The 13,573-nt window shown below is 62.5% G+C and carries 9 protein-coding genes; all 9 read right to left on the bottom strand.

All coding sequences use genetic code 11. The features are described from left to right. Window positions 1-8: 8 nt before the first annotated feature. The 9 genes from PM2_RS02450 to PM2_RS02490 all read right to left on the bottom strand — a co-directional run bounded on the left by PM2_RS02450 (window position 9) and on the right by PM2_RS02490 (window position 12,791). The gene (locus PM2_RS02450) at window positions 9-1,466 is read right to left on the bottom strand and encodes an MBOAT family O-acyltransferase (RefSeq protein WP_016713516.1); all 1,458 of its coding nucleotides are present in this window, start codon (window positions 1,464-1,466) and stop codon (window positions 9-11) included. Window positions 1,467-1,655: 189 nt separating this feature from the next. Then, window positions 1,656-2,759, bottom strand: coding sequence for a mannuronate-specific alginate lyase (locus tag PM2_RS02455; RefSeq protein WP_016713517.1), 1,104 nt, complete (start codon window positions 2,757-2,759; stop codon window positions 1,656-1,658). An 8-nt stretch (window positions 2,760-2,767) separates the two neighbouring features. After that, window positions 2,768-4,210 (bottom strand): alginate O-acetyltransferase, encoded by a 1,443-nt coding sequence (locus tag PM2_RS02460; RefSeq protein ID WP_016713518.1) that lies wholly within the window; start codon window positions 4,208-4,210, stop codon window positions 2,768-2,770. Window positions 4,211-4,223: 13 nt separating this feature from the next. Next, window positions 4,224-5,783, bottom strand: coding sequence for a mannuronan 5-epimerase AlgG (algG, locus tag PM2_RS02465; protein ID WP_016713519.1), 1,560 nt, complete (start codon window positions 5,781-5,783; stop codon window positions 4,224-4,226). A gap of 16 nt (window positions 5,784-5,799) precedes the next feature. Then, entirely contained in the window at window positions 5,800-7,278 is a 1,479-nt protein-coding gene (locus tag PM2_RS02470; protein WP_016713520.1) for an alginate export family protein, read from the bottom strand. After that, window positions 7,275-8,702 carry an alginate biosynthesis TPR repeat lipoprotein AlgK gene (gene algK / locus PM2_RS02475; RefSeq protein ID WP_028698624.1) on the bottom strand — a complete coding sequence of 476 codons (1,428 nt, stop codon included), beginning with the start codon at window positions 8,700-8,702 and terminating at the stop codon, window positions 7,275-7,277. The genes PM2_RS02470 and algK overlap by 4 nt, the downstream gene beginning before the upstream one ends. A gap of 12 nt (window positions 8,703-8,714) precedes the next feature. Continuing rightward, window positions 8,715-9,881, bottom strand: coding sequence for an alginate biosynthesis protein Alg44 (locus PM2_RS02480; protein ID WP_028698623.1), 1,167 nt, complete (start codon window positions 9,879-9,881; stop codon window positions 8,715-8,717). A 37-nt stretch (window positions 9,882-9,918) separates the two neighbouring features. Continuing rightward, entirely contained in the window at window positions 9,919-11,400 is a 1,482-nt protein-coding gene (locus PM2_RS02485; RefSeq protein ID WP_033724073.1) for a glycosyltransferase family 2 protein, read from the bottom strand. Window positions 11,401-11,474: 74 nt separating this feature from the next. Continuing rightward, on the bottom strand, window positions 11,475-12,791 hold the full coding sequence (locus PM2_RS02490; protein ID WP_016713524.1) for a nucleotide sugar dehydrogenase: 1,317 nt from the start codon (window positions 12,789-12,791) through the stop codon (window positions 11,475-11,477). Window positions 12,792-13,573 lie beyond the last annotated feature (782 nt).

Here is a 13,573-nt window from a genome sequence, read left to right on the forward strand (position 1 = left end):
CATCGGCCTCAGAACTGGAAGTACAGGAACGGCGAGTAGCTTTGCGCCGAGAGCTTGAGGATCGAGGCCACGAACAGCAGCAGCACCAGGGCGCGGGTCATCACCCGGGTCCAGTCCAGGCCGATCGAGCCGTCAGTGTTGACCTGCACCGGGGTCGCCTTGGGCGAAGGCTTGGCATTGCGGTAGAAGTCGCGCAGGCCGAAGAACGCCAGGGTGAGGTAGGCGATCACCAGGGTGGCCACTTGCAGGCCGGTCAGTTGGGCACGGTTGAGTTCCGACAGCTGCCAGTCGCCAAAGCTGAACATGGCGCCGTACATGCGGCCGGCCACGTGCAGGTTTTCGGCGCGGAAGATCACCCAGCCGACCACCACCAGCAGGAAGGTGAAGGCCCATTTCACCGGGTTGAAGCGCTGCGGGTTGGTGTCGATGCCCAGCGCACGCTCAATGGCCAGCCACATGCCGTGCCAGGCACCCCAGATGATGTAGGTGAAGTTGGCGCCGTGCCACAGGCCGCCCAACAGCATGGTCAGGAACAGGTTGCGGTAAGTGTTGAAGGTGCCTTTGCGGTTACCGCCCAAGGTGATGTACAGGTAGTCGCGCAGCCAGGTCGACAGGCTGATGTGCCAGCGCCGCCAGAACTCCGTGATCGACTGGCTGATGTAGGGCTGCTTGAAGTTCTCCATGAAGCGGAAGCCCATCATCAGGCCCAGGCCGATGGCCATGTCGCTGTAGCCGCTGAAGTCGAAGTACAGCTGCGCGGTGTAGGCCAGCGCGCCCAGCCAGGCGTCGCCCGTGGTCGGGTTTTGCAGGGCGAAGCAGTGGTCGGCCACCACCGCCAGGGTGTCGGCAATGAACACTTTCTTGATGAAGCCCTGCATGAAGCGGGTGCAACCTTCGGAGAACTTGTCCAGGGTGTGGGTGCGGTTGTTGAACTGGTCGACCAGGTCCTTGAAGCGCAACACGGGGCCGGCGATCAGGTGCGGGAAGATCGCCACGAACGCTGCAAAGTCGATGAGGTTGCGGGTAGCCGGGGTGTCGCCACGGTACACGTCGATGATGTAGCTGATCGACTCGAAGATGTAGAACGAGATACCGATCGGCAGCAGCACGTGGGTGAGGATGAACGGCTCCAGGCCGAACGAGCTGATGATCGCGTTCAGGCTTTCGACACCGAAGTTGGCGTACTTGAAGTAGCCAAGGATTGCCAGGTCGACGCCCACGCCCAGCAGCAGCCAGCGCTGGGCCGGCTTGGTGCGCACGCCGGCGGCGCCGACTTTAAGGCCGATCCAGTAGTTCCACAGGGTGACCCCGGCGAACAGGGCCAGGAAGTCCACCCGCCACCAGGCATAGAAGATGTAGCTGGCGACCAGCAGTAGCAGGTTGCGATAGCGTTGCCCGCTCAAGTAGTACAGGCCGAGGAAGATCGGCAAGAACAGGAACAGGAACACGTTGGACGAGAAGACCATCCCGGTTCTCCTTTTTGTTCACAGCATCCGGGGCACAGCGCCCCCCAAACCCCCCACACAAATGTGGGGGGCTACCTAGATCCCTGTAGGAGCTGGCTTGCCTGCGATGCAAGGCGAAGTCTTGCCCAGCCATTGTCGGGTCCGCTTCGCGGCCCATCGCAGGCAAGCCAGCTCCTACAGGGTTTTGCGTTACTTCTTGGTGTCTGCGCTCGGGTCATAGACCCGGGTCAGGTTGCCGCCGAGCCTGAAACTGTCGAATGGCTGCATGCCGTGCTTGCGTTCGAGCGTGTCACCCACGCACTGGTACAGCGCGCACCACGGTTCGAGCCAGGCGTACTTGCTGTCGACCTTGAGGTCTTTCATGTCTTGCTTTTCGCCTGCGCGTTCCGCGAAGTGCTTAGGATCGCGAGCGCCGTACAGCACGCCTTCCCCCAGGCGCTGCAGGGCAAAGTTGTTTTCGCTGCGCAGGTCCACACCGTTGGCCTTGGCAAAGCTGGCGATCATCGCCAGCGGTGGCAGGGCGTAGTTGTGGTAGGCCAGGGCGCGCTGCTTGCGCTTGATCTCGTTGGGCAAGAAGCCCTGCTCGTCGACCTGGTTGGCGCCGATCTTGTATTCCTTCACGGCCCAGTCGAACAGGTCGCGGCGGTTGGTCGCCACCGAGGTGGCCATGACTGACCAGGCGGCCCAGTAGCTGTGGTTGTTGATCTTCGCCAGCGGCAGGTTGCTCCAATCGCGCACGGTTTGCTCTGCAAGGCGGGCGAACCATTTTTCGATCAGCTCGGCCTCGGCCTGGTGCGCGGCCAGCGGCTGCGAGTTGGAGAACTTCAGGCGCAGCCAAGAACCACTCATGCTGCCCAACGCCCATTTGCGCATGGATTTGCCGGTGTGGTTGTAGTCGGTGGACATCAGCGCATCGGCACGCGCCCAGGTGCCCAACCAGGTCAGGGCGCAGTCGAGTTGTGCCGGGCGTCCGTCGCGCATGTACTGGTTGACCATCTTGGCCACGCCACGCTCCAGGGTGGTGATGTCCTTGGTGGAATCGCGGAAGGCCTGCTCTGAATCCTCGTTGAGGGTTGCCCGGGCACTGTCCGAACCTTCGTACTTGCTGCGGAACTGCAGCGCACCGGTGTACGGCTTGGGCGTTGCTTCGCAGCGGAAGTTACCGTCGCCGGTCTTGAGCTTTTCGATCCCCTCGTAGTACCCCTGGGGGGGTACCAGCGCGGCGTGCGCGGCCCCCCCGAACAGGGCCAGCGCGAGCAGGGCGGGGCGGAAGATTCGCTTGAAGGTGGTCATGGGTCGCCTCACTGGCCGGCCTGCGCGGTTTGCGCGGGCACGGCGAAGTTGTTGCGTTTGCAGAGCTTGGCTTCGACTTTCTGGGTGCCGCTTTCCGGGCCTTGCACCTCGAAGGCCAGCAGGCTCTGGCTGGCCCAGTCCTCGTCTTCACGCATCTGGAAGACAAAGCGGCCGTCGGTGTCGGAGGTTTCCGGTTTTTCCAGCTTGATGTCTTCGTGGCGGCCGTTGAGGTACCACAGGGTGGCCTGCAATACCTTCACCGACGGGTCTTCGAACTTCACGTCCATCTGCAGGTTGCGGTTGATCAGGTCTTTGATCACGCCGCCCTTGCCGTTGACCATCAGCTCGTTCTTGCCGGGCTTGAGGGTGGTGCTGGCGCTCATTAGCGCCGGGCGGTCGTCGCAGCCGTTGTCGAGCAGGCCGAGGATTTGCCGCCAGATGGTTTCCTGGTCCAGGCGGTACAGCGGGGAGAACTCCCAGATCAGGATCTTCGGCGGGTTCTTCTGGAATTCCTCGCTGCCCAGGTACTGGATCATCGAACCTTCCAGGCCTCCGCCGGGGAAGGCGACGTTGAGCACGTCGGCACCGATGTACTGTTCGAGGAAGCCCGAGAAGTTGTAGTTCTTGCCACTGTGGCTGGTGCCGACCAGGGTGATCTGCGCGTTGCCACTGTCACCGAACAGGTCGTCGCCACCGCCGCTGGAGCCTTTCGGCTCGGTAGCGAACTGGTCCATGTACTGCACTGCATAGCTGGTGCCGCAGAGCTGGCCGGCGACGTTGTGCAGGGTGCCGGTCTTGCCCATGCGCCCGGATTTTTTCGTTTCGAATTCCTTGCGCGGGATGCCTTCGAAGGCCGGCATGTGGTGCACGGTGTCGGCCACGATCTTGGCCGCGCGCTCGGCGCCGTAAGGTGTCCAGTGCTGGTCGCCACGGAAGTAGAAGTCCTTGCCCTGGTCGGCGGCGGCCAGCTGTTCGTTGGTCAGCGGCGACAGGTCGGGCACGTTGTAGCCCATGCTTGCAAAGCGCTTGAGCATGGCCTGGTAGTTGCCCAGCGCCTTCTGGTAATCGAAGGCAGCTTTCTCGGCCGGGTTGAGCATGTTGCGGTTCACCAGGCCACGGGTCGGCTGGTAGACCACCACCAGTTCCACGCCGCGCTTCTTGAACGCGTCGTGCACCTGCTGCAGGCGTTTGTAGCCGGCCGGGGTGGTGTTGAACTCGGTGCGCAGGTCTTCGCGGGTACGGAAAAGCCAGTCCCCTTTGGCCTGCACCAGCGTGGTGAAGTTTTGCTGGTAACGGGTGGTGTAGCGGCTGGCGTCATGCGCTTCAGGGCACAGCTGGCAGCACGGCTCGGCGGTGAAGGTGGGGGCCTTCACGTCGTCGGCGCGCACGCCCTGGCTGATCGCCAGAAGGGCGGCGGACAGGCCCAGCAGTTTCATCAGGTGTGGGGTCATGGTCTGGGCTTCCTTAATCGATCATTTCGGTCTGGCGTTCGACCGGGTCGATCAGCACAGCCTTTTGCTGGCGTACCAGCAGGTCGAGGATTTCGTCCTGGCGTTCGCCCAGGATGCCGTTGAGGCTGATACCGCTGGCCTTGCGCGGGGCGAGCATCGAAACCTTGTACAGCTCGACCGACAGCGGCGAGTCGATCGACAGCGGGCCGGAGCCGTTGGCCGTCAGCTCACCGCCCACCAGGATCAGCGACACCTTGGTGTCGAACGGGTCCAGGGCGATATCGCGGTCGGTGTCGGACAGGTCTTTGATGTGGCCGTACACGCCCACCAGGCCGTTGGCCATGGCGATGTTTTCGTACAGGCGGATGTTCACGCTGTTACGCACGCGGATGCCGTGGCGGCGGTTGTTGATCAGCTTGTTGCCCCAGATCAGGTTGTCGCCGCTTTCGTACAGGGTGATGCCGTCGGTGTGGTTGCGGTAGATCTCGTTGTAGGCGATCAGGTTGTTGACGCTGTTACGGTCGATCACCACACCCGAGAGCTTGTTGTCGTAGCTCTTGTTGTTGATGATCCAGCTGTCGTTCACCTCACGCGAAACGATGATGCCGTGCTTCTTCTTGGTGCCGTACACCGTGTTGCCGGCGATGATCAGGCGGTGCGAGCGGTCGTGCGGGTCGATGCCGTAGACGATGTTGTCGCGGTAGGTGCTGTCCTTCACCACGAAGTCCTGGGTTTCGTAGCAATAGAAGCCGTACCACATGTCGCTGAACTCAGAGCCGATGATCCAGCCGGTGGGTTCCGGTCGGCCCATGCGCTTGGCCATGTTCGGCGTGTACTGCGAGATGCTCACACCATACGATTTGGACTTGGCGTAGCCGAAGCTGGCCATCTTCGTATTGACGATGTAAGTCTCGGTACCGCCCCACGACAGCAGGAACGGGCGGAATTCCTTGGGCGAGCGGAAGGTCGCCGGGCCGTTGTCCTTCTCGCGCCAGCCGGTCACCTGGGTGTCGGTGACGAACAGCTTGCCGTCGTTGACCAGGAACGAACCGCCCTCCTGGGACAGGCGCAACTGCTTGACCTTGCCGTCGATCTCGAGGATGCCCTTTTGCCCGACCACAATTGGCAGGCGCGCCAGGTACACGCCCGGCTCGACTTCGCTGAGGTACTGCTTGGGCACCTTCTTGCTCAGCTCCACCAGGTCGACATGGCCGTCATCGACGAAAATCGCCTGGGGTATACCGTGCTGGCGTTGCACCCACTCGGCCGCCTTGTTGTCGCCGCCGACGAACTCCTTGAGGGTGTCCTCCTGGAACATGCGGCGCAGGCTGACCTTGCCCTTGTGGCTGCGGTCGATCTTCTTCTGCACCGCCTCGGCGGTGAAGCCGGTCAGGTCGGGCAGCTTTGGCGGGTCCATCTGCAGCGGCTCGATTGGCGCGCTGGCCACGGTATAGGTCTTGGCCTGCTGCAGTTCCTTGGCAATCACCTGGGGTTCTGCGGCGGCGACCAGGCCGCTGGCCAGCAGCAAGGCGCTGGCCAACAGGCTGTGACGTAAGTGCGGGTGAAGGTTCATCAGGTTTCTCCCGGCCTCAGAATCGCCAGATCACGTCGACGAAGGCGCGGTGCATGTACGAGTCCGCTTCCTTGCCGTAGGCGTCGCCCGGCTTGAACACACCGGCGCGCAGGCGCACCAGGGCGGACGGTTCGTCGATGGCCTGGCTCATGGAGGCTGGCAGCAGGCCTTGCTTGAAGTACTTGGTCACAACCACGTCCATTTCCTGGCCAAGGTCTTTTTCACCGTCGACCAGCTGGCGGCTGACGCCGTTGTCGTCGACGGCGGCATTGATGCCGCTGGAGCCGATGTTCTGGTTGCCGTCGACACGCCAGAACTTGTGGTAGATCAGGCTGGCGTCGTAGTCGTCGCGCAGCTGCCAGGAGGCGAACAGGGTGGCGGCCTGCAGGTTGCCCAGCTCGCCACGGAATGCCTCACCGAAGCGGTGCACGCGCGAGCGGGTGCCGGTGAAGTTGGAGCGGTTGCTCTCAAGGCCGGTTTGCTCGAAGTTGTTCGAACCGTCGTCGCCACCGCCGCCGCTGCCACGGGCATAGGCCGCACCGACCTGCCATTGCGGGTCCAGGCGCAGGCGGATGCCGAGGTCGGTGGCCCAGGCGTTGACGTCGCCGCTCTGCTTGCCAGTGGCAACCTGCTCGTCGCCGACGGCCTGGCTGCTGAGAGTGTCGCGGTCACCGGTCAGCCAGGTGACGCTGCCCCAGTAGTTGACGGTGTGGTCGTTGCGCCAGTTGTAGGCGTCGCTGTTGGCTTCCAGGCCCAGCCAGGTCAGGTCGCCGGTGCGGGTCTTGTCCAGTGCGTCGACGGTTTCACCCGGTTTTTTCAGGCTGCCGCTGTCGTGGGTGTGATGGGCGCGCACGCCTACCCAGTGGCCAGGGGTCCACTGTGTGGCAACGTTGCCGTAGATGTGGGTGCGGTCCTTGTCTTCCGGGGCCAGCTCGGTGAGGTCGGTGCGGTATTCGCTGAAGCGCTGGGCCACGCCCAGGTCGGCCTTGAGCAGGGTGGTGTCGAAGGTCCAGTTCAGTGCTTCGATGTTGGTGTCGCGCCACATGCCATCGTCGCTGCGCAGGCGCTGGCGACCGAGGCGCAGTTGCTCGCCGGGGTAAGCGGTGAGGCCGCTGTAGCCCACCCAGAACTCGCGCATGGCCAGGTAGCTTTTGTCTGGCTGGCGGCTGTCGTCACCGGTGTCGGTGGTGGTGCCGTCGTCGTTCTGGCGCAGGGTGTCGGTTTCGATGGTGTCGGTGGCGGCGACGGCCTGGCCCATGGCGTAGGCGCTCCAGTTGCCGCGCTCGCCGTATACCCACGGGCGCAGGTCCAGGCCCAGGCCGTTGACGTCGCCGCCAGGGCGGGTGCCCAGGTCGCGGTCGTCTTCCGACTGGCCGGTGATTTTCACGTCCAGGCCAAAGTTTTTCTCAGCGGTCATTTCCGCCAGGGTCGGGCAGGACCACAGCAGGGCGAAGCTCAGGCCGATGCCAGCTTTCACGAAGGGATTGAGCGTCATAGCGAGTCCTCACCGTCTACTTCTTTTTCGTCGTCTTGCAGGGCTTCGAGTGCCAGGGGGCTGTTCGCGCCCTGGGCCATGCTGCCGCGTGCCTGCTTCTCTTGCGCCAGCAGTTGCTGGGCCTGGCTACGTTGGTCAGGCGTGAGTTGCTGGTCGAGTTGCTGCAAGAGTTCGCTCGATTGCGGCGTCGGGTTGACCTGCGACAGCTGGGCGAACACCCAGGCGTTGCCCGGTTGCGGGCGGATGCCGTGGCCTTCGCTGAACAGCTGGGCCAGGGCATAGTCGGCGCTGTTCTGCCCGCCACGGGCGGCGGTCAGCAGGTGGTCGACGGCTTTCTGCGGCTCGACGTTGCCCAAGTAGCCACGGCGGTACAGCTGGCCCAGGTAGTAATGGGCGCTGATCTCGCCTGCGTCGGCGGCAGCCTGCAGGTGCTGCTCGGCCTTTTTGGCGTCGGCTGGCAGGGTCTTGCCTTCGTAGTACAGGCGGCCCAGCAGCAGTTCGGCGCGAGGCTGTTCGGCTTCGCGGCCCTTGTCGATGTAGGCCAGCAACTGGTCGGTGTCGCCCAGTTCGGGGAAGTCGTACACCAGTTGCGCCAGGCTGACCCAGGACGCCGGGTTCGTCGGGGCCACCTGCTCAAGCAGGTCCTTGGCGGTTTTCTCGTCGGTCTGGCCCAGGCTGCGGTCAGCCAGCACACGGGCAACGCTGTCGACCCGGGTGGCCGGCACTGCGCCACGGGCGTAGGCGGCTTTGAGCTGGGCGAGCAGGTCGGCCTGCTGGTCGGCCTGGCCACGCTTCTGGTATACGGTGGCCAATTCGACGTAGCAGATGTCGGTGGTGTTCAGGGCGGCCTTGCAGATGTTCTCCACCTCGCCCAGGTGCTGGTCGTAGGTGCCCTGGGTGCGGTACAGCAGCACCTGGGCCAAGCCCGCTTCCGGGTTGCCGGCGGCGCGCCATTGGTCGATCTGCTGTTGTGCGTTGACCTTGGGGAAGCTCTGCGGGTAGCTGAGGTAGAGCATCGCCAGCGGGATCAGGGTATTGCTTTCGCCTTGACGGGCCGCTTGCTTGAGCAGGGTTTCGGCTTCTTCGCGTTCGGCCTGGGTGCTGTCGGGCTTGGCCACCAGCAGGCGACCAAGGCGTGCCTGGGCACGGGGCGACGTGGCAGCTGCGGCGCGGTAGGTGGCCTCGGCTTCCTTGATTTGCGACGGGTCGCGGGTGGCCACCTTGATGTCGGCCAGGCCCACTTGCGCTTCGCTGTAGCCCAGGTCGGCCAGGGCCTTGTAGTTGCGCTCGGCCAAGGCCGTGTCACCGCGTTTCATGGCTTCGTTGGCCAGGCGCTGGTCGGGCAGGCCGGCACAGCCGGCCAAGGTGATGGCGGCAGCCAGGGCACACAGGCCCAGGCTTGCGCTCTTCTTGTAGGGAATCATGCTGTGATCCTCTTACAGCCCACGGGCCACGGCTTTGTCGATCAGCCAGTTCAGCGATGGGCCACGGTCGCTGTTGACCGCAGCCGGGCGGCCGGCCAGTTCGGCGGGCAGGCCGCTGTCAGGCTTGATCTGCACGCGAATGTCGGAGGCGAGGTCGTCGCTGTTGAGGCTGGCGCTGCTGACGATCTGGCCGGTGCGCACTTCGTCTTCTCCGGCCACCTGGAAGTTGACCCGGGTGCCTGGCTTGACCTCGTCGAACTGGCGGTAGCTGAAGCGGGCTTCGACCATGGGCGTGGTGGTGCGCGGGATCAGCTGGAAAATCGGCTGGCCTTTGGCGGCATACTGGCCGTCGTCCACCAGTTGGCGGGCGACCACGCAATCGCAGGGGCTGGTGAGGGTGCCGGACAGCTGCTTGCCGAACAGCTCTTCGATCTTCGCCGGCTCCAGCTGCGCGTCGTCCAGATTGCCCTTGAGCATGTCCAGCATGCTGGTGGTGAAGCTAGCCAATGGCGCGCCCTTGGCGATCTGCCCACCGCCCTCGACCAGGCTGCTCACGGTGCCGTCGCGTGGCATTGTGATGGTGGTGGTCGGTACCGCGACCACACCGGCTTCGGCATGGCTGACGAAATACATGCCGTACAACGACTTGGCGACAAAGCCGAAAGCCGCGACGCCGACCACGAATACGCCGAGGGTGACGGTGACTGCCTTGAACCGGCCGAATGCGCTCAGGCCGGAGCCGCCGTCTTTTTGCTTACGCGCCTTGGTGAAGTTGTCACGTTGCAGGGTGCTGAGCACGTCGCCGATGCTGATCAGCTCACCAGACAGGTGGCTGGTGATGATGTGCCGCAGCGTGGCGATGTCGCGGGGTTCAAGGTTCTGGAACTGCGCACCGGTACGGCCGCTGCTCGGGTTGTACGAGCGCACCTGAAACTCGATGTCGATCGACAGGCCCAGGTTGTCGACCACGAACTGCAAGCGCCCGCGCATTACATCGCCTACCGATAGTGGCTGCTTGGTGTGGAAGCTCAGGCCACCGGCGGAAAGGTCGTCGACCTTCACTTCGTGGGTTTGGCGCTGGGCGTCCAGGAAACGCAGCTTGGCGGGAATGCGCACCCGGGCGTGTTGGCGCTGGGCTTCGGACTCATGCACGACATTGACGTTCACGGCGGTATTCATGGTGGTTTGTTCCTGTTAGATCCGATCCGGGTTGGGCTCACACGACCATGAACAGCACAGCAACGAAGATGCTGGCCGCCGAGAAGGTCATGGTCCGCGAGGACCAGGTGTTGAACCATTGTTGAAAGCTGGCGAGGTCACGCTTGAGGGCAGTGGGCTGACGCGTCCACGACTGCTTGTCGAGGCGGAAGAACACGTAGATCTTCATCAGCGCGCCGATGATCTGGTTGTAATAGAGAATCAGCGGGTAGGCCGGGCCCACGTTGTGGCCGGAGCACAGCAGCATGACGGTGAGGATCAGGCGGGTGATGCCGATCCACAGCAGGTACACCAGCAGGAAGGCCAGGCCGAACTTGAGGCTGGCGATCACCGCCACGGTCAGCCCCAGCAGGCTGGTCCACATCGACACGCGCTGGTCGAACAGCACGATGCTGGTGAACAGCCCGAGGCGGCCAAGGCCCAGGCCCAGCGCACGGGAGTTCTGCCGCAGGTTATTGCCGTACCAGCGGTACATCAGCTTGCGGCTCGCCTTGAAGAAACTTTTCTCCGGCGGGTGCTCGACCGTGTTGATGGCGGCGTCCGGCACGTAGAAGGTGTCGTAGCCCAGACGCATGAGGCTGAACCAACTGGACTTGTCGTCACCGGTGAGGAACTTGAAGCGGCCCAGGCGCCAGTGCATCAGCGAGTCGCTTTCGACGTCGGCAATGAACTCAGGGTTGGTCACCACGCTGGCGCGGAACATCGACATGCGCCCGGTCATGGTCAGCACGCGCTTGCTCAGCGCCATGGAGCACATGTTGATGTGGCGCTGGGCGAAGCGCAGCTTGTGCCACTCGCTCATGATGTAGCCGCCGCGTACTTCGCAGAACTCGTTGGTGGTCAGGCCGCCGACGTTGGGGAACAGCTTGAACCACGGCACGGTCTTGCGGACCACGCCATCGGCCAGCACGGTGTCGCCGTCGATCACCGCCACCACGGCGTTTTCGTCCGGCAGCATGCGCGAGATGGCGCGGAAGCCGTAGGCCAGGCCATCGCGCTTGCCGGTGCCGGCAATGCGCACGATGTCCAGCTTCACATGGGCTGGCGGGTTGTATTTGGCCCACAGGCTTTTCACCAGCAGTTCATCCGACATTTCCACCAGCGAGCAAACCACGGTGGTGGGGAAGCCGCAGTTGATCGCCTCGCGGATCACCGAGCTGTACACCTGGGCGGTGGTCAGGGCTTCGATGCGAAAGCTGGTCACCATCAGGTACACATGCGACGGGTCGGTGGCATCGCCCATCTTCTGCACTTTGCGGCGCAGGTACGGGTACACGCCGTAGAGGAAGATCATGCCGCGGATGAAATGGGTGGCGCCCATGGAATAGCGCCAGATGCCGACTGCGCCGACCAGGAAGATGAAGTGCTTCGACTGCGAGTCGAAGATATCGGCTGGCAGGGCCAGGGCGATCAGCATGAGCAGGCTCATGTAGAGCAGCCACCCGGCGCACTGCAACAGCACGGTCTGGAGCCTTTGCATGTTCAGCATCCGTCGAAAATTCGGGGGAGAGTGGGCAGCGGAAGTGGGGAGGCTTCCGCTGCCCGGCCAGGCACTTACCAGCAGATGCCTTCAGTGCGGCTGGTGGTGCAGGTCGGCTTGCTCATGAAGCCGACCAGATCGATCACCTGCTTGCCGGCTGGCGCTTGTTGGGCCAGCGCACGGAACTGCTCGTCACGGTTCCCGAGCACGATGATGTCGGCGTTGTCGATCACCTGCTGGAAGTCGGCGTTGAGCAGCGACGACACGTGCGGGATCTTCGACTCGATGTAGTCCTTGTTGGCACCGTGTACGCGGGCGTACTGGACGTTCTCGTCGTAGATGTCCAGCTGGTAGCCCTTGCCGATCAGGCGCTCGGCCAGCTCTACCAGCGGGCTTTCGCGCAGGTCGTCGGTGCCGGCTTTGAAGCTCAGGCCCAGCAGGGCGACCTTGCGCTTGTCGTGGGCTTCGATCAGTTCGAAGGCGTTCTGCACCTGCGATTCGTTGCTGCGCATCAGCGAGTCGAGCAGCGGTGCGCGTACGTCGAGGCTGGCGGCACGGTAGGTGAGGGCGCGCACGTCCTTGGGCAGGCACGAGCCGCCGAAGGCGAAGCCAGGGCGCATGTAGTACTGGGAGAGGTTCAGTACGGTGTCCTGGCAGACCACGTCCATCACTTCACGGCCATCCACACCGACGGCCTTGGCGATGTTGCCGATTTCGTTGGCGAAGGTGACCTTGGTGGCGTGCCACACGTTGCAGGTGTACTTGATCATCTCGGCCACTTCGATCGGCTTGCGGATCACCGGGGCGTCGAGTTCTTCGTACAGGGCCTGCAGGATGTCGCCGCTGGCGCTGTCCAGTTCGCCGATGACGGTCATTGGTGGCTGGTCGTAGTCCTTGATCGCGGTGCTTTCACGCAGGAATTCCGGGTTGACCGCCACGCCGAAGTCGACGCCGGCCTTTTTGCCCGAGCAGTCTTCGAGAATCGGAATGACCACATTCTTGACGGTGCCTGGCAGCACGGTGCTGCGCACCACGATGGTATGGCGGCGGGTGGTGTCACGCAGCACGTAGCCGATTTCGCGGCACACCGACTCGATGTACTCCAGGCCCAGGTCGCCGTTTTTCTTGCTGGGGGTACCCACGCAAATCATCGACACGTCGCTGGCACGGATGGCTTCGGCGAAGTCAGTGGTACCGCGCAGGCGGCCATTGGCGATGCCCTGTTGCAGCAGTGCTTCCAGGCCAGGTTCGACGATGGGCGACTTGCCCTGGTTGATCAGGTCGATCTTGGTGCTGGACACGTCTACACCGATCACTTCATGGCCTCGCGCCGTCAGGCAGCCTGCACAGACTGCACCCACATAACCCAAACCAAAGATGCTGATACGCATCGCTATCACCTCATGTGTTTATCACGCCGACGCTTACCAGAAGTGCCGGCCGGGTTGATTAACAACAGTTTTCGGGCGCACGGATCCATGGCGAATGCACACTTCGCCGAGCGCAGGCAAAATAAATCCGGAGCGCAAAAAGTTATGCACTCAAAGTTGGCAGTAAAAAGCCATCAATTAAAAAACGTGCCCTGAAATGCAGCCGTCTTTATTGCAATGCGCTACTTGGCGCCTTGCTGTGCTTGTTTTTTCAAGTGGAAAAATCCTTTGAAATCAACCACTAGGACGATTTTTAAGGGACGCTTCTCTCCTGCATGGACAGGGTTCCGGGGTTTCCGTGATACCTGTCGAAGTTATCAAGGCAGGTAGTGGATACCTGCCCGTTTCATCTGTAAGTCATCTCTCACAACCCGGAGGCAGGAAATGCGTTACGGCACTATGAGCGGCAGGTCGCAGGAGAAGTTCCGGAGTGGGTTTCGCCCGAATGAAAGATTTCTAAATATTTTTTCAGTAGCGGACAGTTTCAATTTGATAGCACACAAGTGTTTGGTCCCCGTGTATAAAGGACGAAACTGTTGCTAGATGTTTTTATGCCAGCATCGAAAAATTTTTTCAAAAAACGTCAAAAAAGCTATGAGTGGTCTTATGGCGTTTTGCGATAAGGGCAGGTGTGGTGGTTTTTTGGCGTCAAAAATATGTTTATTGAGGGTGGTTGGTAGAGCATTCGAGGGGAGCGCAGGGGCATGTCTTGAGAGGGGCTTCGCCTATGAGATCGAGCGCCG

The sequence above is a fragment of the Pseudomonas monteilii NBRC 103158 = DSM 14164 genome (assembly GCF_000730605.1).
In the GTDB taxonomy this organism is placed as follows: domain Bacteria; phylum Pseudomonadota; class Gammaproteobacteria; order Pseudomonadales; family Pseudomonadaceae; genus Aquipseudomonas; species Aquipseudomonas monteilii.

Bases quoted from the DNA above. Each gene is read 5' to 3' on its own strand.
- PM2_RS02490 (WP_016713524.1), bottom strand. From the start codon at position 12,791: ATGCGTATCAGCATCTTTGGTTTGGGTTATGTGGGTGCAGTCTGTGCA.
- PM2_RS02470 (WP_016713520.1), bottom strand. From the start codon at position 7,278: ATGACGCTCAATCCCTTCGTGAAAGCTGGCATCGGCCTGAGCTTCGCC.
- algK (WP_028698624.1), bottom strand. From the start codon at position 8,702: ATGATTCCCTACAAGAAGAGCGCAAGCCTGGGCCTGTGTGCCCTGGCT.
- PM2_RS02450 (WP_016713516.1), bottom strand. From the start codon at position 1,466: ATGGTCTTCTCGTCCAACGTGTTCCTGTTCCTGTTCTTGCCGATCTTC.
- PM2_RS02455 (WP_016713517.1), bottom strand. From the start codon at position 2,759: ATGACCACCTTCAAGCGAATCTTCCGCCCCGCCCTGCTCGCGCTGGCC.
- PM2_RS02460 (WP_016713518.1), bottom strand. From the start codon at position 4,210: ATGACCCCACACCTGATGAAACTGCTGGGCCTGTCCGCCGCCCTTCTG.
- PM2_RS02480 (WP_028698623.1), bottom strand. From the start codon at position 9,881: ATGAATACCGCCGTGAACGTCAATGTCGTGCATGAGTCCGAAGCCCAG.
- algG (WP_016713519.1), bottom strand. From the start codon at position 5,783: ATGAACCTTCACCCGCACTTACGTCACAGCCTGTTGGCCAGCGCCTTG.
- PM2_RS02485 (WP_033724073.1), bottom strand. From the start codon at position 11,400: ATGCAAAGGCTCCAGACCGTGCTGTTGCAGTGCGCCGGGTGGCTGCTC.